We start from the raw sequence: 20,588 nt of genomic DNA, 5'->3' as shown, positions 1-20,588 counted from the left end.
CGTTGCTGCGCGGATAAATAGCTGAGCAGCAAAGGAAATAATCCATGAGATACAATGAATACGCAGGCGACAACATCCTGCGAGATGCGTTCCAACTATATCGACAAAACAACCTGACACGCTCCCAACAGGCATTTTCACGCAGAATACTGGGGATGGCACCGTCATACTATTCCTGCATGATCACGCGAAACCGCCAACCAAGTCGGCGCGTGTTGGAAACACTAATGAGTGTGACCAAAACCATCATGGCCACATTCGTCGGAAACCCGCATTTCCGGCAACCTTATGCCGCCAATCTAAACCAAGCGTATGATCAGTTGGAACAATTGGTGGCACGGATCAACGTGGAGATGACTTTTGTAGAGGTGATGGATGACTTGCAGGTGCTGGAAGACGCATAAACCAGTCGCTCTTCGATCCAGGTGGCATTAACTGATCCCGGCATGTTCCACATAAGAAGGCCCATGCCATGCAACATCTTTCCCAACTTTCGCTCACTGTGAGCTCTCAGAAAACGCCCGTTTCGCCGGTTGCGAAGAAGCGACTGAACCTCCTGCGTAAGCTCGAGCTGCAAATCCAAGCTGCTGAAGCTGAGCTGCGGGATGAAGAATTCCTCGAGGAAATCCGCAAATGGGTGCGCGGGGAAGACGGCGAACGAGAGCAGGTGACGGAGATACACCGATGATCGGTGCCAACTCTGTCATGGGCTGGCTCCAAACCAACTTATGAAACTCCGCTCTGGAATATGAACCTGATGTTTGCAGCTCGAGGTCTTGGAATTGGGTGGCTCGGCACCTTTCTACAGGCCTATGTAAACATGATTTAATCAAGTTTCTCGCTAAACGGGTCTTCGTCGAGCTTTCTCAGCATGAGCCGAATATCTTCGAAGAGAGTATCACCACTATCCATCTCGATGAACTTTGAACGAAGGGTTTTGAGGCGGGCTTTGAGGTTTTCAGCAAGCTGCTCATCAACTTCATCGTTCGTCATCTATGTGATCCGTCCAAGGCTGTCTGCAAGCTATACATCTCTATCCATCCGTCAATAAGTGACTTGATTTCAGTTACTTGAGTTTCTGCCGCATCGCGGAAGACTGTGAAATTTCCTTGATTGATAGGAGTACTCTATTCGGATTTACGTCAGGATCGATTCGTGTGAACCCAAGGTCTGTGTAGAATTTCAGTCGTTTGGCATAGGCGTTGTCTTGGAGCACATCCAAAACCAAAGCCGCAGCGCCTATAATCTCTGAAATCTCTAGGGCTTTGGCCATTGCATCCGCCATGAGTGCACTGCCTAGTCCTTGCCCTTGAGCCGATAGATCAGTTGCCAAGGCAGAAAGGTACACGGCAGGGATCGGATGCCGATCTCTTCGAGTTGCAAGAGCAGGAGAACTGGAAGGTTCGACGGCATGGGCGGACAACGCATAGAAACCGACAACGTTGCCGGTTTGGTCAACCGCGCACCAAACGCGAGTTCGGTTGGCTTTGATCTGATCAGAGATGCTTTCGTTGAACCACCTATCCATGGCTGGAATGCCACAAGAAAAAGCCTCGTGATCATGCGAGGCTTTGTCGAATTTCTGAACCCTGAACTTCGGTTTAGTCATCGCCTAGCAATGCGCTTCGCTTTTCGAACAGAACAGACAAAGCGGGATTGGCTTGCGCTGGACGATCAACAGCAGCGGCAAACGCGTCAAAGGCCTCTGACGAAACAACTGTTTTGTGCTGCGCAGCTTCAACCTCCTGCGCGGCACGATACGCAGCTGTTGTGATGAATGTGCTGCTGTCCATGCCAACAGCATTCGATGCACGTTCGATTGCATCAATCACCGACGGCTTAAACCGAAGGTCTTTGCGCTGAGACTTAGGCTCGTTAAGTGCCGATGTTGGGTCGCTTGCGGGGATCATTAGACACTCCTAGCTCAATACCCATGTAATGTACGATGTACGTACATGTCAAGATGGTGCTGATTTCTCGTATCATTTGTCGAAGTATACTTGGTCCGCTGCTTTATGGTCCCAAAACATCAGTCCGCGTGTTCATGCCAAACTTAACACAAAGCTAGCACAGTTTGATTTCGGTTCAGCAATATCAATAACTTAACCCGTCGTTACGCGCATTGAAAATCCTCGTGTCGGTGGTTCGACTCCGCCCCCGGGCACCATTTTACTTTAAGTAAAAGCAATAACTTGCTGGAATTCTGCTTTGCGGCATAAATCACTAAAAACGCCAAAATACCCTAGCACAGCACGGTAGCAACGCTTCTTGCCGTGCGTATGGTGCTCTTTGAGTGATATTGTGGCGTTAGAGTTTTGATTTTGAAGTCTAAAATGTGAAAAGCTGTGTTACACATGATCGTCCTATGTACCGCTCGTCTTCTGAAAGCCGTTTGAACATCCAAAGAGTATTCACGTGCAATTCGAACGGTGCTCCGATGTAGTCTGACGCCGAATTGGCGGTGGCTAGCAATTCAGCATACAAAGACGGGTTGTCCACTTGCTTTACTAAGCCAGTGTTAGCGGTCCAAACAAAGGAAAAATCTGGCTTTGAGTTATCCCGTTCCGGCCAAGCGGTTCCGTGGGTCGCAGTGCTTGTGATGTGTATTGGCCAAATTTCCTTGCCAATGATGGCACCCTCTGGATCACGCAGCACAACATCCGGTCTCAGAAAGCTGTTGCCCAAGTCGACAAATGCCTCGTAGCTGAGTTCGCTTCCATTCGGCAGTTTGACACACTTACCAAACTTAACAGAGTACCCCAACACCAGAGCTGCCAGACCCAATCCACTCAGGATCGCAAAGCTACATAATGTGACGACAATTGCGCGGAAGGGTGCGATCATCTTGTGTACTGACTGCGAGACGGATCTGTATAGATTCGACCTTCAACGGAGCCGAACCATGTTCCGGTGATGGCATATGGCTTCCCGTCACGAACGCCCAATCGTTGCTGACCGCCAGTTGGCGATCCAGCGCGGCCTCTTAGGTAATCGCTCAAAGGCCTGTGAATATTGTCATACAGAATACTGCCAGGGCGGTAATCATCCACTTCCACCCCAACGTCCAATGGGTCTGCGAATTCGTCATCAAGGTACAGATCCAAGCTCCCCGAAAGCTCAATGATGCCGTTTTGTTCGATGCTTTGCCCAGAAAATGATCCGCCGATTGTTGTGTCGCTGATGCTGAAGACAACTCCTGTCATATCATACGTGTTTTCAAAGCCATAGGATATGGAACCGCCTCGAGTACTTCTTGCTGCGCTTGCTATTTGACCTTTAAGAGCCTCGCCACGCCGATCAAAAAAGGCCGATATGATCTTTTGGCTATGTCCGATTTGGTTAAGCGTAACGCCTCGCCCACCACCGCTAAAGTAGTGATTTACGAAGTCAGTGCTGGACCAACCGGACTTGGTGCCCAGTCCATTGATTGAGAGGCGCAAAAACTCGGATATTTCAGCGGAATAGGGTTCAGCAGTGCATCGACAGTTATAATCTTTCCCCGGATGACCACCAGTGGGAGGATCATCCCATGAAAAAACTTGTCCTTCTCGATCAGCATGCGATGAACGAACTTTGCCATCATTGCGGGTGCGCCAAACATAGTGGGTGGTTGGTCGTGCTTGCTTGATAGACAGTTCAATGGGCGTTCCTTTGCGAACGTATGCCTCAAACGCCTTTTTGTATAAGTTCTGATCGACGAACATCGTGGTGCCACCCTTTTCCAGACATTATCGCCCAGACTCGTTCGGAGCAGCTAATTTTCTGTTAACCAAACGAACGCTCTGCGTCTTTGTTCGAAATCACTCTTAAGTCGCTCTTTGAACCATATCGCCATAGCTGCACGGGACCCCACAGTTCAAAGGTCCCCAATGGCGTCACTCACAATTCAACTGATATCTGAACGCCTTTGAGACGGGCTCAGAGATGAGGGATGCGCTTGCCGTTCTGCATGGTCTCGCAGATCGCTAGTGCGCGTTTGAATTCCTTTTCTGTGAGGACCTTTGCTTGCTTCATGCCGAACGATCCAAATGACTGTAATATCAAACGTTTCTGCGTGTGAGTTGCATTTGTTATGTTGCCACCTGATGGGGAGAGCGACTGTTGTCAGATTGCCAAGGAAACGAATTTGGTAGGGTTCAGGCGCGACAAATTTGTATTTTGTTATGTTGTGAGCCTTTGCCTCAAGTGACAGGTGAAGCCGGTCAGTATGGGCCATCACAAACTCCACAGACAAACAATTTGGTACTCTTTGGCAAATGACATCTCAGAGCTTTGCCATCGTAAGGATCCCGTCGACGGGAACGATTACCATGTCGGGCGATATTGGCGCGATGCCCGCCAGCCCCAAAGCCGCGTTTGACCTCGGTATCGGATACCTGTCTGATGATCGACGCAAGGATGGCGCCGTGGCCCAAATGTCGATTGGGCAGAATATTTCCCTGTCGTCGCTGACAGCAGTATCCCGCAATGGGTTTATCAATCGCAACGCCGAAAAAGAACTGTCTGACGGCTACTTCGCCTCCATGGCGATAAAGGCTGCCGGGCCCGAGGCATTGGTCGACACCCTAAGCGGTGGCAACCAGCAAAAGGTGTGTCTTGGACGCGTCATGGCGACAAACCCACGTTTGCTGATCCTTGATGAACCCACGCGCGGGATCGATGTCGGGGTCAAGCAGGACGTACTACGGATCATTGATGAACTGACTAAAAAAAGGTGTCTGCGTGATCATCGTCTCCACGGATACGGATGAACTTGTCCATGCCGCAGATCGCGTCTGCGTGTTCTCGGGAGGCCGCATTTCAACGGTTCTACAAGGCGATGATATTCAGACGGACCGGCTGCGTCAGATCATGGGCACCGGATAACAATGCAAGGGGAGGAAGACATGACAGACGCAACAATCGGGGTCATCCCAGTGCAATCCACGCCGGCCCGTAAGGGGACGCAAGACAACAAGCTGCTCAAGTGGACATTGCAAAATGTCGTTTGGATCTGGCTAGTAGCGCTTGTGGTGCTCTTTGGCCTATTCAACGAGTTCTTTTTCACCATCTTCAACATGCAAAACATCATGGTTCAGGCCACGGTCTTGGGGATGTTGGGACTTGCGATGTGTTTGCCGTTGCTCGTTGCTGAAATTGACCTGTCGATCCCCGCGAATATGGGCTTTTCGTCGGCTGTTGGGGCGATAGCGATGGCGCAACTGGGACTGCCTTGGTGGATTGGAGGGCTTATCGGGGTTACTGTCGCGACGGGCATTGGCTTCTTTAATGGCTTGTGTATCACGCGATTGAAAATGGTCTCCCTCATTCAGACTTTGTCGATGATGATCATTCTTCAAGGCGCGCTTTTGGCGATGACACGCGGCAAAACCCTTACCGAGCTTGGTGATGGGTACACGTGGATCGGACAGGCGACTGTTGCAGGAGGTTGGCCGATTATGCCGCTGGTGTTTATCGCCTCAATCATTGGCCTGGGCGTGCTGCTCACTCGTACCGTTTTTGGGCGTTCTGTCTATGCTGTTGGTGGCAATCCGACGGCATCGAACTCAGCCGGTATCCGCGTCGATGCCATCAAGATCAAGACATATGCTCTTTCGGGTTTTTTGGCGGGCATTGCGGGCATGCTGTTAGCCTCTTGGCAAATGGCGATCACGTCGAATCAAGGTGAAAGCTTCCTTCTCTATGCCATTGCGGCCCCGATTACCGGTGGGGTTTCTGTTTTCGGCGGGCGCGGAAACGTTGTCGGCGTTTTAGGAGGTGTCCTATTGCTGACCGTGATCCAAGTCGGCCTGGCAATCATCTCGGTTCCGTCATTTTATGTCGGTATGATCGGAGGCTTTATGATCTTCGTGGCCGTGGCAATCGACGCCTTCCGGGTCCGCATGTTCGGCTGACCGAATTGACAAGGCGCTCTTGTTCTATTCGAGGCCGCATTTTCTTACACGAAATCGCGCTGTCCGATATCATCGGGCGGCGTTCTCTTTTTGACCTATTGAGATTTGTCGTCACCTAGGTGCGGGTACCCATACCCAGACATCAGCACAGCGATGATGCCGAGAGCATAGCATCAGACTGAATAACTGATGTCCGAAGGAACTAGGGCCTGCAATCTCTGCAAGTGCATTAGGCCGCAAGGAGCCCAAACTAGCCGATGCTGCGCTCGGTACGTTTGACCACTTCCGGGTAGACGGCAAAGTAACCTCAGGCCTCACGGGTCAAAGTTGCCGTTGCCTCATAAATAGGACGTTGCGGAGCAGCTGACCAAAAGCGGTCATTAAACAATCGTGAAGACCAAAATATGCTGAATCCCGATGACACGACCATCGCCGCTACTTTCAAATTTCGGCTTTGCACCAGACAAAATCGTGATCCGATAGCGGCTTGCCGTTCGCCATTGTCGACGGAGCGATGCCGTTGTCCAGATTTTTCAAACCACGACCGACGAGCCAATCAAGTTTCATCACACGATCTGGATGCGGTGTGATGAGGCTGGGGCGGGTTGTGTTCCCCGGCGCGGTAAACTCCCATGTGAAACCGTGGTCCTGTGCGAGTGAAAATAAGGTCTCATTGCGCCAGTCGAAGTGCGGGGGCAAGTGGTTTCCAGTATTCAGATCGCCCCCCAACAGGACGGGCATGTCAGGTGCAAAGACCTCAACCGCATCAAGCAATCGCTGCATTTGGATGTGTCGATGGGCGGCGTCTGCATTGCTTTCAAGATGTGTAGAGACAACGCACAGAGGTCCGCATTCGGTCGTAACAACCGCAGCGATCGCCATGCGCCCGCCAAGTCGAGGTTGCTTTGGATCCGCGGTCGCACTTGCATCGGCAAACCAATGCCCGTGGTCGTCAAGCCGGATGAGTGCCGTGCACTCAAACGGAACGCGCGACAGAATCGCATTGCCGTGCCATCCCAGAGCATTGAAATGATCTTGGCAATACGCGCGTTCAGTAGCACCGCCGAGATCGAGTTCATGAAACTCCACCCCGAAAGCGTAGGCCATGCCAAGCTGTGCGGCCATTTCCTTGGTGGTGTGGCGCTGGCCGGTGCGCGCCATCCCGTGGTCGACTTCGGACAAAAGCACGATGTCCGGGGCAACGGGCATAAGGTGGGACGCCGTGTCTTCAGGAAAAAGACAACGTTCCACATTCCATGCCGCGACCGTGAACCGAGCTGGCAAGGTAGTCGCCGAGGCCGTACCGCCCAGTTGCACGGCATTCATTGCGGGCATCTCTGCAAGCAAGGCGCGGTGGGCGTCAGCGGTGCGTGGCGCTGCCAAGATACGGCCTCGCTCCGCCTGCGTGATCGGCGGCAGATCAGACAGCTGTGTTGTGATCATAGCGCCAAACCCGTCTCGGGATTGAACAGAACCACCGCGTCTAGATTGATGGAAATTCGGATCGGACCTGCGGAAACGACAACATCTTTGCTGACGTGGATGGTAAGATCTTGTCCATTCAGTTGACCGTGTAGCAGGCGGTGCGCGCCCAGTTCTTCGACAATATCGACCGTGAACGGGATGTCCCCTGTGGGGTCGATCTCGATATCTTCGGGCCTAATGCCCCAGATGACAGGGCCGTCGGCGGTGCTGGCAGCAACGCTCATATCCCCCCCAAGATGCACACGGCCATCGGCACTCTCTGCGTTAAGCAGGTTCATCGGCGGAGCCCCCATGAAGCTGGCAACGAAAGTGGATGCAGGGCGGTGGTATATCTCGGTTGGGGTGCCGATTTGTTCAATGCGGCCAGTATTTAGCACGATGATCCGGTCAGCCATGGTCATCGCTTCGACCTGATCGTGCGTCACATAGATCGAGGTAACACCCAGTCGACGCTGCAGGGCTTTAATCTCGATCCGCATCTGGTGACGCAACTTGGCATCCAAGTTTGATAGCGGTTCGTCAAATAAGAACAACGCGGGGTCACGTACCACGGCGCGCCCCATGGCAACCCGCTGTCTTTGGCCGCCTGACAGCTGGCTCGGCTTGCGATCCAGAAACTCAGTGAGGTTCAACATTTTGGCAGCGTCTTGAACCTTTGCTTCAATATCTGACGCCGCAGTTTTACGGTTCTTGAGCCCGTAACCGATGTTCTTACGCACGGTCATATGTGGGTAGAGCGCATAATTCTGGAACACCATCGCGATATCACGATCAGCTGGATCGACGTGGTTAACGTTGCGATCCCCGATCGACAACTCCCCCACAGTGATGTCCTCCAGCCCTGCGATCATGCGCAACAGCGTGGACTTGCCACAACCCGATGGCCCAACCAGCACGACAAATTCACCATCGGCGATGTTGAAACTGGTAGGCACGACGGCCTCATAGCCGTTTGGGTAAACTTTACGGATATTTTTAAGCGATACTTGCGCCATTATTTCAGTCCTATTTATCGGATTCGGTCAGGCCCTTGACGAACCAGCTTTGGAAAAAGATCACGACCAGCACGGGCGGCAGGATCGCGATAAGGGCCAGCATATTGGCGCGGCCATATTCGGGGATGTTTGTCCCTTCCAGGTCTTGGGTCAGCTGTTTGATGCCACGCACGAGGGTGAACATTCCCTCTTCTGTCGTCACCATTGTTGGCCAGAGGTACTGGTTCCAGCCGAATACAAACATGATGATGAACATCGCAGCGATCATGGTCTGTGACAAAGGCACAAGAATATCGATGAAGAATTTCACCGGACCAGCCCCATCAATACGCGCAGCTTCGACCAGCTCTTCGGGGACAGAGCGGAAGAACTGGCGAAAGAAGAATGTGGCCGTTGCCGAGGCGATCAGCGGCACAATCAATCCGGTATAGGTGTTCAGAAGGCCCAGCTTTTGGGCAACCTCGTATGACGGAAGGATGCGCACCTCGAGCGGTAGCAGCAAGGTCGTAAAGATAAGCCAGAATGCAAGGGTGGCAAACCGCAGCCGGAAATAAACCAGCGCATAGGCGGCCATCATACCGATCACGATTTTGCCTAAGGCAAAGCCGATCCCAAGGATGAGCGAGTTCATTAACATCCGCAGTCCGGTGTTCTCGCCGGAAAATCCGGAAGCCTGAAACATGGCGGACATGAAGTTGTCGTCGAACTGATCTCCGATGACGAATTCAGGCCCGTTCTTGATGGTTTCTAGGTCGGTTGTGGTTGTTGTTTGCAGAACCATCAAAAGGGGGACCAGCATAAACAACGCCCCAAGGATCAAGATAAGGTGATCCATGACGTGGGTCCATTTCAGGGGGCGTTTGGCGATTGGAGTTGATGTGGTGTCGGTCATGATCTGGCCCCCTATGTGTAGTGGATGCGGCGTTCGACCAGCCGGAACTGGAAGACTGTCAAGGCAAGGACAAGAACCATCAAGATGACGGACTGTGCGGAAGAACCGCCAATGTCATTGCCGCGAAACCCGTCAACATAGACCTTGTAGACAAGGGTCATTGGGTTGTTGCCTGGCTCGCCCTTAACCAACACATCAACAACGCCGAAGGTATCGAACAGTGCGTAGGTGATGTTGATGATCAGCAAGAAGAAGCCCGTTGGGGCCAGCAGCGGGAATGTCACATCCCAGAAGCGGCGGAAGGATGATTTCGCATCAATCAGTGCAGCCTCGCGCACGGATTTGGGTATGGATTGCAGGCCGGATAAGAAGAAGATGAAGTTCACCGGAACTTGTTTCCAAACCGAAACCAGAACCATTGCCGTTGCCGTGTCACCGAAGTTCACACCGAGTTTGAAATCCCAACCGATGGATTTCGCCAACTCTGCAAGCGGTCCCCAACTTTGGTTGAACATCAACAGTCCAATAAATCCCGCGACAGGGGGCGCGACGGCGTAAACCCACATCAACAGGGTACGGTAGGCTTTTGCTCCGCGGATCACATTGTCTGCCTTAACTGCGAGCAGCAGCGCCAACGCGAGTGAGAAGAACGTGACCAATACAGTAAACAAAAGGGTGAATTTTGCGATGCGTCCGTATTCAGAATTGCCAGCAAGATGTGTGTAGTTGTCAAACCCCACAAAGCTAGAGCCAAACCCGAACGGATCTTCGAGATAGAAAGAAGACTGCACAGCGTGCGCGGCGGGCCAGTAAAAAAACACAGCGATGATCGCCAATTGCGGCAGCAACAATAGAATAGGAAGCCAACGCGTGGCGAAGCCTGCTCGTTTCATAAATTCCTCGGAGGTATTTGAAATGGGGGCGACCGCACCTGGGTGCGATCGCCATGATTAAACCGGAGTGGTTTAGTTCTGTGTTTGCGCGAAACGGGACAGAAGCTCGTTCGCGTCTGTTTCGATAATGTCGAACGCGTCATCAACAGATGTTTCGCCTGTCAGGATGCGGCCGAATTCGCGGTTCATCACGTCACGGATTTGAACGTAAAAACCCATGCGATAGCCGCGTGTGTTTTCGCTCGCGTCCAAAGACAGCTGCAGGATACCTGTTTCAGCAGCAGGGAAACGGTCGTAATGGCCGTCAGCTGTTGCCATTTCATACGCAGCCGTCGTGATTGGCACGTAGCCTGTTTCACGGTGCCACATGTACTGAACCTCTGGTGAGCTCAGGTATTCAAAGAAGGCAGCGGTTGCTGCGTTTTCTTCGGCAGGCTGACCAGACATCGCGAACAAAGCCGCGCCACCGATAAAGGTTTGCTTTGGTTCAGTTGTGACCGCTTCCCAGTAAGGGAGGTATGTCGCAGAAAAATCAAAGCCGAGGTCTTTCTGTGACAGACCGCCAAAAGAACCAGAAGAGCCGAACCAGATCGCGACGTCGCCTTCTTCAAACGGTGTCTGGTTGTCGTTCCAACCCGTGCCGAACCATTCAAAGTAGCCAGCGTCCTGCCATTCGGTCACCGCTGTAAAATGCGCCTTAAGCGGGTCAATGTTCACGAGGATTTCAGTACCGTCTGCACCATCATAACCGTTGTTGTTGGTCGCGAAGGGCAGGTCGTGGCGGGACATGAAGTTTTCAACGAAAATCCATGGCAGGTGTGATTGGGACAGGGCAACGTAACCGGCATCTTTCAATGCTGGTGCTGTGACCGTTTCAAATTCTTCCCACGTGACGGGTGGCTTTACGCCTGCTTCTTCGAGCGCCTGCACGTTGTAATACATGATAGGCGAGGACGAATTGAATGGCATGCCGATCATCTTGCCGTCGGCGTCAGCGTAGAAATAACGCACACCGGAAATGTAATCTTCGATCTCGAAGTCTGCACCATTGGTTTCCAATAGATCCTGAACCGGAACAGTTGCGCCCTGAGCCGCGATAACAGTCGCAGCGCCTGCATCAAACACCTGCATGATGTTTGGCTGCTCGCCTGCGCGGAACGCGGCGATGCCGGCTGTCAGGGTTTCTTCGTATGTGCCTTTGAATACAGGCGTGATCGTGTATTCGTCTTGGCTGGCGTTGAAACCTTCAGCGATTTCATTGACGGTTTCACCAAGGGCACCGCCCATTGCGTGCCACCATGTAATTTCGGTTTCGGCAAATGCAGAGTTTGCCAACATGCTAAGCGCAGCAGCTGAGCTTATTGCGATGTTCTTCATTATTGTACTCCGGTATCAGATAGTGCCCACTCAATGCAGGCAGTTGTTTTTCGGACGTCATAGGGCGCCCAAATTCGGATAAATCCGTCATGACCGAGAGAAGTTCCCCGCTTGACAGACATGCAGATCGTCCGCATGCCATGCCCGCTACTGCGGCTGGGTGACGTATTTATGAAGGATTTGTATATAAATTGTAAAAACGCAGTCGTACCGACACGTTTCATCCGCCCGTTACGTTCGTGTCATTCCAGCGTTACGAAATCCGCCAATCAGTGCCCCGCAAAACAATCATTAGGGGATATGGAATGTCTTTCAGGCTCATCGGCATAACGTCGACTTTCGCACTCGCGGCCACTGGCGCGCTCGCAGAGATGAACTTTAACCGCATCGCGAGTTTCGCGACCTTCACCAACAATGCCGACCCAGCGGCGGAATCCTCTGCCGAGATCATCAGCGCCTCTGGCGACGGGATGACGCTGGTTTACTCAGACAGCCCGCTTGGCGTAATCGGCATGATCGATATCACCGACCCCAGCGCACCCGTGGCCTTGGGCAACATCACTGTCGGCGGTGAGCCGACGGCCGTTTCCGTCTTGGGCAACATCGCCATGACGGGCGTGAACACATCCGAAAGCTACACCGCACCATCAGGTCTGTTGAAGGCCTTCGATATTACCACAGGGACCGAAGTGGCCGCCTGCGAATTGGGCGGACAGCCCGACAGCACGGCGATTGCACCGGACGGCAGCTTTATCGCGATCGCGATTGAAAACGAACGCGACGAGGATCTGGGCGACGGTGGCCTTGGCCAGATGCCTGGCGGTTTTGTTGTTACGCTCGACATCGAGGACGATGTTCCGGTCTGTGACAGCATGGTGCAGATCGATGTAAATGGTTTGGCCGACATCGGTGCTGATGACCCGGAACCCGAGTTTGTCGACGTGAACACCGCGGGCGAAATCGTTGTAACGATGCAGGAAAACAACCACCTCGTTGTGATGAACAAGGCGGGCGATATCCTCAGCCATTTTTCGGCAGGTTCGGTCGATTTGGCCAACATCGATACAACGGATGAACGTGGTGCGTTGCTGTTTACGCAGTCACAAGAGGGCCGTTTACGTGAGCCGGACGGGGTTCAATGGATTGACAACGTTCATTTCGCCATCGCCAACGAAGGCGACATGAGCGGCGGCGCACGGGGTTGGACCATCTTCAACAAAGACGGCACCGAAGTTTATGAAGCGGATAACAGCTTTGAGCACGCAATCGTTCAACACGGCCATTACCCCGACAAACGGTCCGACGCCAAAGGTGCAGAGCCTGAGGGCATGGAATTCGGTATTTTTGACGGCACGCCTTATGCATTCATTCTGGCAGAGCGGGCTTCCATCGTTGGCGTCTACGATGTCACCGACCCAGCCGCCCCCGTCTTAACCCAAATGTTGCCATCAGGGATCGCACCCGAAGGGGCCATCGCGATCCCGTCGCGCGGGCTGTTCATCACCGCCAACGAGGCCGACCTCATCGAAGACGGCGGCATTCGCAGCCACGTCATGATCTATGAGTACCAAGACGCGCCTGCGACCTATCCGCAGCTTACATCTGCCGGCGCGGACGAGCTGATCGGCTGGGGTGCGATCTCGGGCATGGTCGCTGGCGAGGATGGCATGGTCTATGCCGTGAACGACAGCTTCTATGGCTATCAACCGACGATCTTTACCATCGATACCACTGTGACGCCGGCCCAGATCACCTCGGCCTTGCCCGTCACACGCGGCGGGTTTGCTGCACAAAAGCTTGATCTTGAAGGCATCACACTGGACGGTGATGGCGGGTTCTGGCTGGCGTCTGAAGGGCGCACGGGTCGGATGATCCCCCATGGTCTGTATCACGTGAACAGCGACGGCGAGATTGAAGAAGAAATCGCCCTGCCAGCTGAGCTTCTTGCAGTAGAGCGCCGGTTTGGTTTCGAGGGTGTTACACTGGTGGATGGCACCTTGTGGATGGCTGTCCAGCGCGAATGGGCTGATGATCCTGCCGATCACGTCAAACTGGTGTCTTACACTATTGAGACCGGCGAATGGGGTGCGGTACTTTATCCCAAAGCTGCCGCAGATACGGGCTGGGTCGGCCTGTCAGAGATCGTTGCACATGACGGTGATGTCTATGTGATTGAACGCGACAACCAAATTGGGGCGAATGCAGCGATCAAAATGGTTTACCGCATCTCAGGCGACCAGATGATCCCTGCCGCCCTCGGGAGCGATCTCCCCGTCGTTGAAAAAGAAGCGGCCATGGATTTGATACCAGACCTGCAATCCAATAACGGTTACGTCGTTGATAAAGTCGAAGGTCTGGCGATCTTCGCGGATGGCACTGCATGGGCGAGCACCGACAATGATGGTGTCGACGATAGTTCAGGAGAAACCTTCTTCTGGTCCCTCGGAAAGCTCTAGACTTTCAAAGCCCGACACGGCGATGCGCGATGAAAATTGCGCATCGCCACAACAACGCTAATCCCACCTCACGAAACGAGTCTCTCTGCGCCTCGAAAACGTAAAAACACACCGCTTTAGGGCGGAAAATTACTTAGGCTTATGACCCTAGTTACCATGCCAGTCCGTTCCGAGTGACAAAGCGGCGGGGGTTCGACTGGTCTTGGGAAAAATCCGACATCTAGTTCAATACATAGATTGGGCTTAGAACACCTCACCTGGATCGCAGTTTTCTTTTGTTTGACCACCAAACGATTGGCCACATTTGCGAGACATGTATTCAAGCTACGCAACTGTAGGGCTTTGTCGCACAAATCGTCTGAAGGGAATCACTGTATGAATTCAGCGTGATAGCTGAAGTCATGAGCAGTTGGACCCCTTCGAAGTACAAGACCAAGAACTGGTCGTCTTACAATGACTGCTTTTAGCAGCGCGGATCGTTGTCGAATTGATTTGATCCGGAAATGGTTTGGACGCGGCCGCCAAACGGCAAGCGAGGTCGGCAACAGCAATTCAGGGATGCCGCCATTCAGACGTGTCTGACGTTGAAGGTCCTGTTTGGCATGCCGCTTCGGCAGACAACTGGGTTCGTCCAGAGCCTGTTGCGATTGGTCAGGCTGGACTGGACCGCGCCGGACTTCAGCACCTTATGTCGCCGCGAGGGAGCAGGTATCAAGGCCGAAGGTGAAGGCTGAGTCCCTCTGGCGTAAGGGGGAGCGTCCTTCGCCTGATTTGTGCAACAAAGCCGGACACGCGTCAGACCGTGCTCTCTTGTTCCTTGTTTCGCGTCGACATCGCCCGCGTCACCATTTGCCGCCGTATAAACGCGGCAATAAACATTGCCGTCAGGATCAGGATGATCGTCGGGGCAGGGGCGCTATCAAGGAAAAAGCTGAGGTAGCTGCCCGAAAGCATCGCAACCATGCAAACCACCACCGATACCCACAGCATCCGGCCAAAGGTGCGCACCAGCAGAAAGGCAATGGCTCCCGGCGCGATCAACAACCCAATGGCAAGGATCAGCCCCACCGCAGAAAGTGTCGCAACAATCGTCAGCGACAGGGCGGCCAGCATCCCGTAATGCAACCAGTTCACCCGCAGTCCCGACGCGCGCGCCTGTGCCGCATCAAAACTGTGCAACAACCAGTCGCGCCATTTCAGGGCCAGCATCAGGCCAACCCCAAGCGAGATAAGACCAGCGGTCCATAACTCAGCGGCATCAACGCCCAACATATTGCCGAACAGAATGTGATCGAGGTGGGCGTTGGTCTCGATCGAGACATACATCACGATGCCAAGGCCAAACATGCCGGAAAACACAACGCCCATCACCGTATCCTGTTTGATCCGCGAATTGCTGGACAGGTATCCCGTGGCGACTGCACAGGTCATGCCGGCGGCAAAGGCCCCGACGATCAGTGGCAGGCCGAGGATATAGGCCAGAACAATACCGGGCAGCACCGCATGGCTGACAGCATCTCCCATCAAGGCCCAGCCTTTGACCACCAGAAAACATGACAGCAAGGCCGTCGGCACAGAAACGATGATCGAAATCAGAAAGGCGTTCTGCATAAAACCAAAGCGGAACGGCAGGGTAAGCGTATCAATATCCATCACAGGGCCTCCTGTGTTGCAGGCCCATCGCGCAGGGCTACAGCGGCCTTGCGTTTCGCGGCCAGCAATCCGTGTTTGGGGGCAAGGACAAAGGCCACCAGAAAGATCACTGTTTGCAGGCAGACGATGACACCGCCGGTTGCCCCATCAAGGAAATAACTGACATAGGCCCCGACAAAGCTGGTGATTGATCCGATGGCTACTGACAGGGCGATCAACCGCGGGAACCGGTCACACAAAAGGTAAGCAGTGGCCCCCGGTGTGACGACCAACGCGATGACCAGAAACGCCCCAACCGTCTGCATCGCCGCAACCACACAGGCCGAGAGCAGGACAAAGAACACCGCCTTCAGCGGGCCGGGCCGCAAACCGATTGTGCGGGCGTGGGTTTCATCAAAGAACGTGACCATCAGGTCTTTCCACTTGGCCAGCAGCACGGCCAGCGACACAAATCCAATCAGCGCCAGTTGCAGCGTGTCCTCGGGGGTAATCGCCAGAATATTGCCCATGGTAATGGTCTGGACGGAAACCGCCATCGGGTTCACCGATACGATAAACAGGCCCAGCCCGAAGAACGATGTGAAGATCAGCCCAATGATCACATCGACCTTCAGGCCAGAGCGTTCTGACAAAAACAGCATCGCCCCCGCCGCAAGGCCACCGGCAAGAAAGGCCCCCAAGGCAAAGGGCAGCCCCAGCAGATAGGCACCGGCCACCCCCGGCACCACGGAATGGGACAGGGCATCGCCAATCAGCGACCAGCCCTTGAGCATCAGATAGGCGGACAGAAAGGCACAGACCCCGCCGACCAGTGCAGAAACCCACATGGCGTTAACCATATAGCCATAGCCAAACGGTTGCAGCAGGGTGTCCATCATGATCCCTGATCCGCCCGGTGTGTCTTGTCGTCGTATTGCACAAAAGGGCGTTCATCATCGGTAAAGATTGTGACGGCCCGTGCGTCTTCGTCGTCATGCAGCGTGTCACCGCCAAGGGTGATCTGGCGCAACACCCCGCCAAAGGTCTGTTCCAGGTTGCTGCGGGTAAAGGTGGTTTCGGTCAACCCATGCGCCAGCACCGTGCCCTTGACCAAAATCGTGCGATCACAGAATTCCGGCACCGAGCCAAGGTTGTGCGTGGAAACCAGCATCACCCGTCCTTCATCGCGCAGTTCGCGCAGCAGGGCGACGATCTGCTCTTCTGTCTTGACGTCCACACCGGTGAAGGGCTCGTCCAGCAGGATGACCTGTCCGTCCTGCGCCAAGGCACGGGCCAGAAAGACGCGCTTGCGCTGCCCGCCCGACAGCTCACCGATCTGGCGGTGGCGGAAGTCTTGCATGTTGACGCGAAGCAGAGCTTGATCGACTGCTTCATGATCTGCCTGTTTGGGGCGCCGAAAGAAACCCATGTGCCCATAGCGGCCCATCATCACCACATCTTCGACCAGCACAGGAAAGTCCCAATCAACCTCTTCTGCTTGTGGAACATAGGCGACCAAATTGCGTGACAGGGCGGTCTTAACATCCATCCCCAGGATGCTGATGGCACCCTTGGCTGTGGGCACAAACCCCATGATCGCCTTGAACAACGTGGATTTCCCGGCCCCGTTGATCCCCACCAATGCGGTCACCGTGCCGCGTGGGATGTCGAAACTTGCGTTCCACAGGGCCGTGTGCCCGTTGCGGTAGGTTACCGTGACGTCCTGCGCCGTCAGTCCCGCGCCCGTGACGTCGGTCTGGAGTGGTGCGGTTTCGGTCTTTTGCAACATGGGGTTTCCTTGCCGATCTATTTCGAGGCGGTGCTAAGCCCGTCGGTGACAGTTGTGGTCGTCACACGCAGCAGGTCAAGGTAGGTCGGCACCGGCCCATCTGGTCCTGACAGGCTGTCGACGTACAACACGCCGCCATAGGTGGCACCGGTTTCGCGGGCGACCTGTTTTGCGGGGGCCGTGTTGACGGTGCTTTCACAGAACACCACCGGAATGTCGTTATCCCGCACGCCGTCGATTACTGCGCGTACCTGTTGTGGGGTGCCGACCTGATCGGCGTTCATCGGCCAGAGGTACAGTTCTTGCAGGCCCAGATCCCGCGCCAGGTAGCTGAATGCTCCTTCGCAGGTCACCAGCCAACGCTGATCTTCGGGTAGGTCGGAAATGGCGGCTTTCAACGGCTCAAGCGTGTCACGCAGCTCTTGCTTGTAGCGGGCTGCGTTGGCGTCATAGGTCGCCGTATTTTCCGGATCGGTTTCGGACATGGCCCTGGCGATATTATCGACATAGATCAACGCGTTGTCCAAACCCATCCAGGCATGTGGATTGGGTTTTCCGGTGTAGCTGCCCGCGGCGATCGAAATCGGGTCGATGCCATCGGTCAATGTTGCGGCGGGAACATCCGACATGTTGGAGAGAAACTGCTCAAACCACAGCTCAAGGTTCATGCCGTTCCACAGGATCAGATCGGCGTCATGGGCGCGCACAATGTCTTGCGGGGTCGGCTGGTAGCCGTGAATTTCAGCGCCCGGTTTGGTCACGGATACAACCTCTGCCGCGTCACCTGCCACATTGGCAGCCATATCGGCCAAGACGGTAAATGTTGTCACAACCTTCATCTTATCGTCTGCCGAAGCGGTTGTTGCCAACGCGGTGGCCAACAGGCCGGCTGCAAGAGATGTCGCGCGTCGATTCGTCATTTCAAACTCCACTCTGAATGCGTCTCTGCGCCCTACATGCAAATCATTCGCAACAAATGTCAAGCCTGTTGCGAGTTATTCTCATTTGAGGGGGCTGGCATCGTTCTGAGCAGGGGAGGGTGCTATGGGGGGTCTTGATGGCTTTGGACATCCGAAAGACGGCCCCAGCTGATGCGTTGCCAGATGCGTTCATGCAGGACATAACTGATCGTGCCGGTTAGAAATGCTGCAACCGCCATCCCGCCCGCAGCGTTCAATGATCCCGTGGTGAAAAACCCGATGGCGATCATCATGAAGAAACCGGTGATCTGCCAAGTCATCGCCTTGGCGAACGTGCGTTTTTTCAAATCCATTGGTGCCTCCGGTGGTTTTAGGCTTGATAGTTCTGGAAGGGCCGAAGGTACCATTCCGAGAATTGTCATAATTTGCGACAACTGATGACAATCCAAAACAACTGTGATTTTTTTGAACGCTCGGGTTCTGGGTGGTCGGTCCGCAACAAGCGGTGTCGCTTACCGGTTCTTGACATCGTCCATGGCCATAGGCCACCTGAGGAAAACCTGATGGAGGACACCACGATGATGAAAACCCGCGCCGCAGTCGCCGTCGCCGCCGGCCAACCGCTTGAGATCATGGAGGTCAACCTTGAGGGGCCAAAACGCGGGGAGGTTTTGGTCGAGATCAAGGCCACCGGCCTGTGCCACACTGATGAGTTCACCCGGTCCGGTGATGACCCCGAGGGGATTTTTCCGGCCATTCTGGGCCACGAAGGGGCCGGCGTCGTGATTGAAGTCGGCGAAGGTGTGACCACGCTGGAAGTCGGGGATCACGTGATCCCGCTTTACACGCCTGAATGTCGTGAATGCGAATACTGTCTGTCGGGCAAGACTAACCTGTGTCAGGCGATCCGCGTCACGCAAGGGCGGGGTCAGCTGCCCGATGGCACCACACGTTTTTCAATGCTGGATGGGACGCCGATCCACCACTACATGGGCTGCTCAACCTTTGCCAACCACACGGTTGTGCCAGAGATTGCGCTGGCCAAGGTGCGCAAAGACGCCCCCTTTGACAAGATTTGCTATATCGGTTGCGGTGTGACCACGGGCATTGGTGCGGTGATCAACACCGCCAAGGTTGAGATCGGTGCGCGCTGTGTGGTCTTTGGTTTGGGCGGTATCGGCCTGAACGTCATTCAGGGCCTGCGGCTGGCCGGTGCGGACCAGATTGTCGGTGTCGATCTGAACGACGACAAAGAGGAAACCGGCCGCTATTTCGGGATGACCGATTTCGTGAACCCGTCCAAAGTTGGGGATGATCTTGTCGGGCATCTGGTCGAGCTGACAAAAGGCGGGGCGGATTATTCCTTTGATGCGACCGGTAACACCAAGGTCATGCGCGACGCATTGGAATGTGCGCATAAGGGCTGGGGCGAGAGCATCATCATCGGTGTGGCCCCGGCGGGTGCCGAGATCTCTACCCGTCCTTTCCAGCTGGTTACCGGGCGCGTCTGGCGTGGCACGGCTTTTGGCGGGGCGAAGGGGCGCACGGATGTGCCAAAAATTGTTGATTGGTACATGGACGGCAAAATCGAGATCGACCCGATGATCACCCACAAGCTGACCCTGGATGAAATTAACCACGGTTTCGATTTGATGCATGAAGGCAAGAGCATTCGTGCGGTAGTGGAATTCTGATCCACAAAACGTCGGGTTTTGCCCGATGACGTGAAGTCGAACTTGTCCAATAGGGGCGCGGCACCTACCTTTTCTGGATAATCCAGCCAGGAGCCGCGCCATGAAGTTGACTGTAAACGGAACCGAGCACGAGGTGGATGTCGAAGGCGACATGCCGCTATTATGGGTCCTGCGGGACGAATTGGGCATCACCGGGCCGAAATACGGTTGCGGGATTGCCCAATGCGGGGCCTGTACCGTCCATATGGACGGGGTTGCAGTGCGGTCCTGTCAGGTGGCAGCGGCGGATGTCGACGGGGACATCACCACGATCGAAGGGCTGGGCACGCCCGCCGCTTTGCATGTTGTGCAAAAGGCATGGGCAGAACATCAGGTCGCGCAATGCGGCTACTGTCAATCCGGTCAGATCATGCAGGCGGCCTCGTTTCTGGATCTTAATCCAGACCCTTCCGATGATCAGATTGACGCCGCGATGAGTGCAAACCTGTGCCGTTGTGGCACTTATCCGCGCATTCGGGCGGCTGTACAAACTGCGGCCAGCCGCTTGCAGGAGGGCTGATC

At 54.4% G+C, this 20,588-nt stretch carries 23 protein-coding genes and 1 pseudogene; 9 read left to right on the top strand and 15 right to left on the bottom strand.

Annotated features, from left to right (window positions below):
* Window positions 1–44 precede the first annotated feature (44 nt).
* On the top strand, window positions 45–404 hold the full coding sequence (locus HKX44_RS19990; RefSeq protein ID WP_346348171.1) for a DUF6626 family protein: 360 nt from the start codon (window positions 45–47) through the stop codon (window positions 402–404).
* A 68-nt stretch (window positions 405–472) separates the two neighbouring features.
* The gene (locus HKX44_RS08130; RefSeq protein ID WP_276150765.1) at window positions 473–688 is read left to right on the top strand and encodes a hypothetical protein; all 216 of its coding nucleotides are present in this window, start codon (window positions 473–475) and stop codon (window positions 686–688) included.
* Between the two features lie 137 nt (window positions 689–825).
* Here the strand turns inward: HKX44_RS08130 and HKX44_RS08125 are convergent, their stop codons facing one another.
* From HKX44_RS08125 to HKX44_RS08105, 5 genes are all read right to left on the bottom strand, one after another.
* On the bottom strand, window positions 826–993 hold the full coding sequence (locus tag HKX44_RS08125) for a hypothetical protein (protein WP_276150764.1): 168 nt from the start codon (window positions 991–993) through the stop codon (window positions 826–828).
* A gap of 73 nt (window positions 994–1,066) precedes the next feature.
* Window positions 1,067–1,609, bottom strand: a complete 543-nt coding sequence (locus HKX44_RS08120) for a GNAT family N-acetyltransferase (protein WP_276150763.1) — start codon at window positions 1,607–1,609, stop codon at window positions 1,067–1,069.
* Window positions 1,602–1,910 (bottom strand): DUF1778 domain-containing protein, encoded by a 309-nt coding sequence (locus HKX44_RS08115; protein WP_276150762.1) that lies wholly within the window; start codon window positions 1,908–1,910, stop codon window positions 1,602–1,604. Before HKX44_RS08115 ends, HKX44_RS08120 begins: the two co-directional genes overlap by 8 nt.
* 418 nt (window positions 1,911–2,328) lie before the next feature.
* Window positions 2,329–2,844 carry a hypothetical protein gene (locus HKX44_RS08110; RefSeq protein WP_276150761.1) on the bottom strand — a complete coding sequence of 172 codons (516 nt, stop codon included), beginning with the start codon at window positions 2,842–2,844 and terminating at the stop codon, window positions 2,329–2,331.
* Window positions 2,841–3,704, bottom strand: a complete 864-nt coding sequence (locus tag HKX44_RS08105) for a minor capsid protein (protein ID WP_276150760.1) — start codon at window positions 3,702–3,704, stop codon at window positions 2,841–2,843. The genes HKX44_RS08110 and HKX44_RS08105 overlap by 4 nt, the downstream gene beginning before the upstream one ends.
* 606 nt (window positions 3,705–4,310) lie before the next feature.
* Here HKX44_RS08105 and HKX44_RS08100 point away from each other — a divergent pair.
* From HKX44_RS08100 to HKX44_RS08090, 3 genes are read left to right on the top strand one after another with little or no spacing between them, the layout of a single operon-like run.
* The gene (locus HKX44_RS08100; protein ID WP_276153705.1) at window positions 4,311–4,751 is read left to right on the top strand and encodes an ATP-binding cassette domain-containing protein; all 441 of its coding nucleotides are present in this window, start codon (window positions 4,311–4,313) and stop codon (window positions 4,749–4,751) included.
* Window positions 4,723–4,866, top strand: a complete 144-nt coding sequence (locus HKX44_RS08095; RefSeq protein ID WP_276150758.1) for a hypothetical protein — start codon at window positions 4,723–4,725, stop codon at window positions 4,864–4,866. Before HKX44_RS08100 ends, HKX44_RS08095 begins: the two co-directional genes overlap by 29 nt.
* A gap of 20 nt (window positions 4,867–4,886) precedes the next feature.
* Window positions 4,887–5,894: an ABC transporter permease gene (locus HKX44_RS08090; RefSeq protein ID WP_276150757.1), complete on the top strand. Its 1,008-nt coding sequence runs from the start codon at window positions 4,887–4,889 to the stop codon at window positions 5,892–5,894.
* Window positions 5,895–6,335: 441 nt separating this feature from the next.
* Here HKX44_RS08090 and HKX44_RS08085 read toward each other — a convergent pair whose 3' ends face one another.
* From HKX44_RS08085 to HKX44_RS08065, 5 genes are all read right to left on the bottom strand, one after another.
* Window positions 6,336–7,337 carry an endonuclease/exonuclease/phosphatase family protein gene (locus tag HKX44_RS08085; RefSeq protein WP_276150756.1) on the bottom strand — a complete coding sequence of 334 codons (1,002 nt, stop codon included), beginning with the start codon at window positions 7,335–7,337 and terminating at the stop codon, window positions 6,336–6,338.
* The gene (gene ugpC, locus HKX44_RS08080; RefSeq protein WP_276150755.1) at window positions 7,334–8,374 is read right to left on the bottom strand and encodes a sn-glycerol-3-phosphate ABC transporter ATP-binding protein UgpC; all 1,041 of its coding nucleotides are present in this window, start codon (window positions 8,372–8,374) and stop codon (window positions 7,334–7,336) included. The genes HKX44_RS08085 and ugpC overlap by 4 nt, the downstream gene beginning before the upstream one ends.
* A 10-nt stretch (window positions 8,375–8,384) precedes the next feature.
* Window positions 8,385–9,266 (bottom strand): ABC transporter permease subunit, encoded by an 882-nt coding sequence (locus tag HKX44_RS08075; RefSeq protein ID WP_276150754.1) that lies wholly within the window; start codon window positions 9,264–9,266, stop codon window positions 8,385–8,387.
* A gap of 11 nt (window positions 9,267–9,277) precedes the next feature.
* On the bottom strand, window positions 9,278–10,159 hold the full coding sequence (locus tag HKX44_RS08070; RefSeq protein WP_276150753.1) for an ABC transporter permease subunit: 882 nt from the start codon (window positions 10,157–10,159) through the stop codon (window positions 9,278–9,280).
* Between the two features lie 72 nt (window positions 10,160–10,231).
* Window positions 10,232–11,536, bottom strand: coding sequence for an extracellular solute-binding protein (locus tag HKX44_RS08065; RefSeq protein WP_276150752.1), 1,305 nt, complete (start codon window positions 11,534–11,536; stop codon window positions 10,232–10,234).
* Between the two features lie 305 nt (window positions 11,537–11,841).
* Between HKX44_RS08065 and HKX44_RS08060 the strand changes: the two genes are divergently transcribed.
* Window positions 11,842–13,992 carry an esterase-like activity of phytase family protein gene (locus tag HKX44_RS08060; protein ID WP_276150751.1) on the top strand — a complete coding sequence of 717 codons (2,151 nt, stop codon included), beginning with the start codon at window positions 11,842–11,844 and terminating at the stop codon, window positions 13,990–13,992.
* 401 nt (window positions 13,993–14,393) lie between these two features.
* Window positions 14,394–14,690: pseudogene (locus HKX44_RS08055) on the top strand (transposase); the annotation flags it as partial.
* A gap of 97 nt (window positions 14,691–14,787) precedes the next feature.
* Here HKX44_RS08055 and HKX44_RS08050 read toward each other — a convergent pair.
* The 5 genes from HKX44_RS08050 to HKX44_RS08030 all read right to left on the bottom strand — a co-directional run bounded on the left by HKX44_RS08050 (window position 14,788) and on the right by HKX44_RS08030 (window position 18,686).
* Window positions 14,788–15,645, bottom strand: a complete 858-nt coding sequence (locus tag HKX44_RS08050) for a metal ABC transporter permease (protein WP_276150750.1) — start codon at window positions 15,643–15,645, stop codon at window positions 14,788–14,790.
* Window positions 15,645–16,520, bottom strand: coding sequence for a metal ABC transporter permease (locus HKX44_RS08045; protein WP_276150840.1), 876 nt, complete (start codon window positions 16,518–16,520; stop codon window positions 15,645–15,647). Before HKX44_RS08045 ends, HKX44_RS08050 begins: the two co-directional genes overlap by 1 nt.
* Complete coding sequence (locus HKX44_RS08040) at window positions 16,520–17,413, bottom strand: manganese/iron ABC transporter ATP-binding protein (RefSeq protein ID WP_276150749.1); 894 nt, start codon at window positions 17,411–17,413, stop codon at window positions 16,520–16,522. Before HKX44_RS08040 ends, HKX44_RS08045 begins: the two co-directional genes overlap by 1 nt.
* A 17-nt stretch (window positions 17,414–17,430) precedes the next feature.
* Complete coding sequence (locus tag HKX44_RS08035; protein ID WP_276150748.1) at window positions 17,431–18,333, bottom strand: metal ABC transporter substrate-binding protein; 903 nt, start codon at window positions 18,331–18,333, stop codon at window positions 17,431–17,433.
* Window positions 18,334–18,455: 122 nt separating this feature from the next.
* Window positions 18,456–18,686: a DUF2061 domain-containing protein gene (locus tag HKX44_RS08030; protein WP_276150747.1), complete on the bottom strand. Its 231-nt coding sequence runs from the start codon at window positions 18,684–18,686 to the stop codon at window positions 18,456–18,458.
* A 228-nt stretch (window positions 18,687–18,914) separates the two neighbouring features.
* Here HKX44_RS08030 and HKX44_RS08025 point away from each other — a divergent pair, with 228 nt between their 5' ends.
* Entirely contained in the window at window positions 18,915–20,027 is a 1,113-nt protein-coding gene (locus tag HKX44_RS08025) for an S-(hydroxymethyl)glutathione dehydrogenase/class III alcohol dehydrogenase (protein ID WP_276150839.1), read from the top strand.
* Window positions 20,028–20,127: 100 nt separating this feature from the next.
* On the top strand, window positions 20,128–20,586 hold the full coding sequence (locus tag HKX44_RS08020) for a (2Fe-2S)-binding protein (RefSeq protein WP_276150746.1): 459 nt from the start codon (window positions 20,128–20,130) through the stop codon (window positions 20,584–20,586).
* Window positions 20,587–20,588 lie beyond the last annotated feature (2 nt).

The organism is Sulfitobacter sp. M05 (genome assembly GCF_029285175.1).
GTDB lineage: Bacteria > Pseudomonadota > Alphaproteobacteria > Rhodobacterales > Rhodobacteraceae > Sulfitobacter.
This window is presented reverse-complemented; position numbering and strand designations above follow the sequence as displayed.

Coding starts and splice junctions, on each gene's coding strand:
- HKX44_RS08060 (WP_276150751.1), top strand. CDS start 11,842: ATGTCTTTCAGGCTCATCGGCATAACGTCGACTTTCGCACTCGCGGCC.
- HKX44_RS08035 (WP_276150748.1), bottom strand. CDS start 18,333: ATGACGAATCGACGCGCGACATCTCTTGCAGCCGGCCTGTTGGCCACC.
- HKX44_RS08065 (WP_276150752.1), bottom strand. CDS start 11,536: ATGAAGAACATCGCAATAAGCTCAGCTGCTGCGCTTAGCATGTTGGCA.
- HKX44_RS08120 (WP_276150763.1), bottom strand. CDS start 1,609: ATGACTAAACCGAAGTTCAGGGTTCAGAAATTCGACAAAGCCTCGCAT.
- HKX44_RS08125 (WP_276150764.1), bottom strand. CDS start 993: ATGACGAACGATGAAGTTGATGAGCAGCTTGCTGAAAACCTCAAAGCC.
- HKX44_RS08030 (WP_276150747.1), bottom strand. CDS start 18,686: ATGGATTTGAAAAAACGCACGTTCGCCAAGGCGATGACTTGGCAGATC.
- HKX44_RS08070 (WP_276150753.1), bottom strand. CDS start 10,159: ATGAAACGAGCAGGCTTCGCCACGCGTTGGCTTCCTATTCTATTGTTG.
- HKX44_RS08130 (WP_276150765.1), top strand. CDS start 473: ATGCAACATCTTTCCCAACTTTCGCTCACTGTGAGCTCTCAGAAAACG.
- HKX44_RS08020 (WP_276150746.1), top strand. CDS start 20,128: ATGAAGTTGACTGTAAACGGAACCGAGCACGAGGTGGATGTCGAAGGC.
- HKX44_RS19990 (WP_346348171.1), top strand. CDS start 45: ATGAGATACAATGAATACGCAGGCGACAACATCCTGCGAGATGCGTTC.
- HKX44_RS08050 (WP_276150750.1), bottom strand. CDS start 15,645: ATGGATATTGATACGCTTACCCTGCCGTTCCGCTTTGGTTTTATGCAG.
- HKX44_RS08105 (WP_276150760.1), bottom strand. CDS start 3,704: ATGTTCGTCGATCAGAACTTATACAAAAAGGCGTTTGAGGCATACGTT.
- HKX44_RS08090 (WP_276150757.1), top strand. CDS start 4,887: ATGACAGACGCAACAATCGGGGTCATCCCAGTGCAATCCACGCCGGCC.
- HKX44_RS08115 (WP_276150762.1), bottom strand. CDS start 1,910: ATGATCCCCGCAAGCGACCCAACATCGGCACTTAACGAGCCTAAGTCT.
- HKX44_RS08045 (WP_276150840.1), bottom strand. CDS start 16,520: ATGGACACCCTGCTGCAACCGTTTGGCTATGGCTATATGGTTAACGCC.
- HKX44_RS08085 (WP_276150756.1), bottom strand. CDS start 7,337: ATGATCACAACACAGCTGTCTGATCTGCCGCCGATCACGCAGGCGGAG.
- HKX44_RS08075 (WP_276150754.1), bottom strand. CDS start 9,266: ATGACCGACACCACATCAACTCCAATCGCCAAACGCCCCCTGAAATGG.
- HKX44_RS08040 (WP_276150749.1), bottom strand. CDS start 17,413: ATGTTGCAAAAGACCGAAACCGCACCACTCCAGACCGACGTCACGGGC.
- HKX44_RS08025 (WP_276150839.1), top strand. CDS start 18,915: ATGAAAACCCGCGCCGCAGTCGCCGTCGCCGCCGGCCAACCGCTTGAG.
- HKX44_RS08110 (WP_276150761.1), bottom strand. CDS start 2,844: ATGATCGCACCCTTCCGCGCAATTGTCGTCACATTATGTAGCTTTGCG.
- HKX44_RS08100 (WP_276153705.1), top strand. CDS start 4,311: ATGTCGGGCGATATTGGCGCGATGCCCGCCAGCCCCAAAGCCGCGTTT.
- ugpC (WP_276150755.1), bottom strand. CDS start 8,374: ATGGCGCAAGTATCGCTTAAAAATATCCGTAAAGTTTACCCAAACGGC.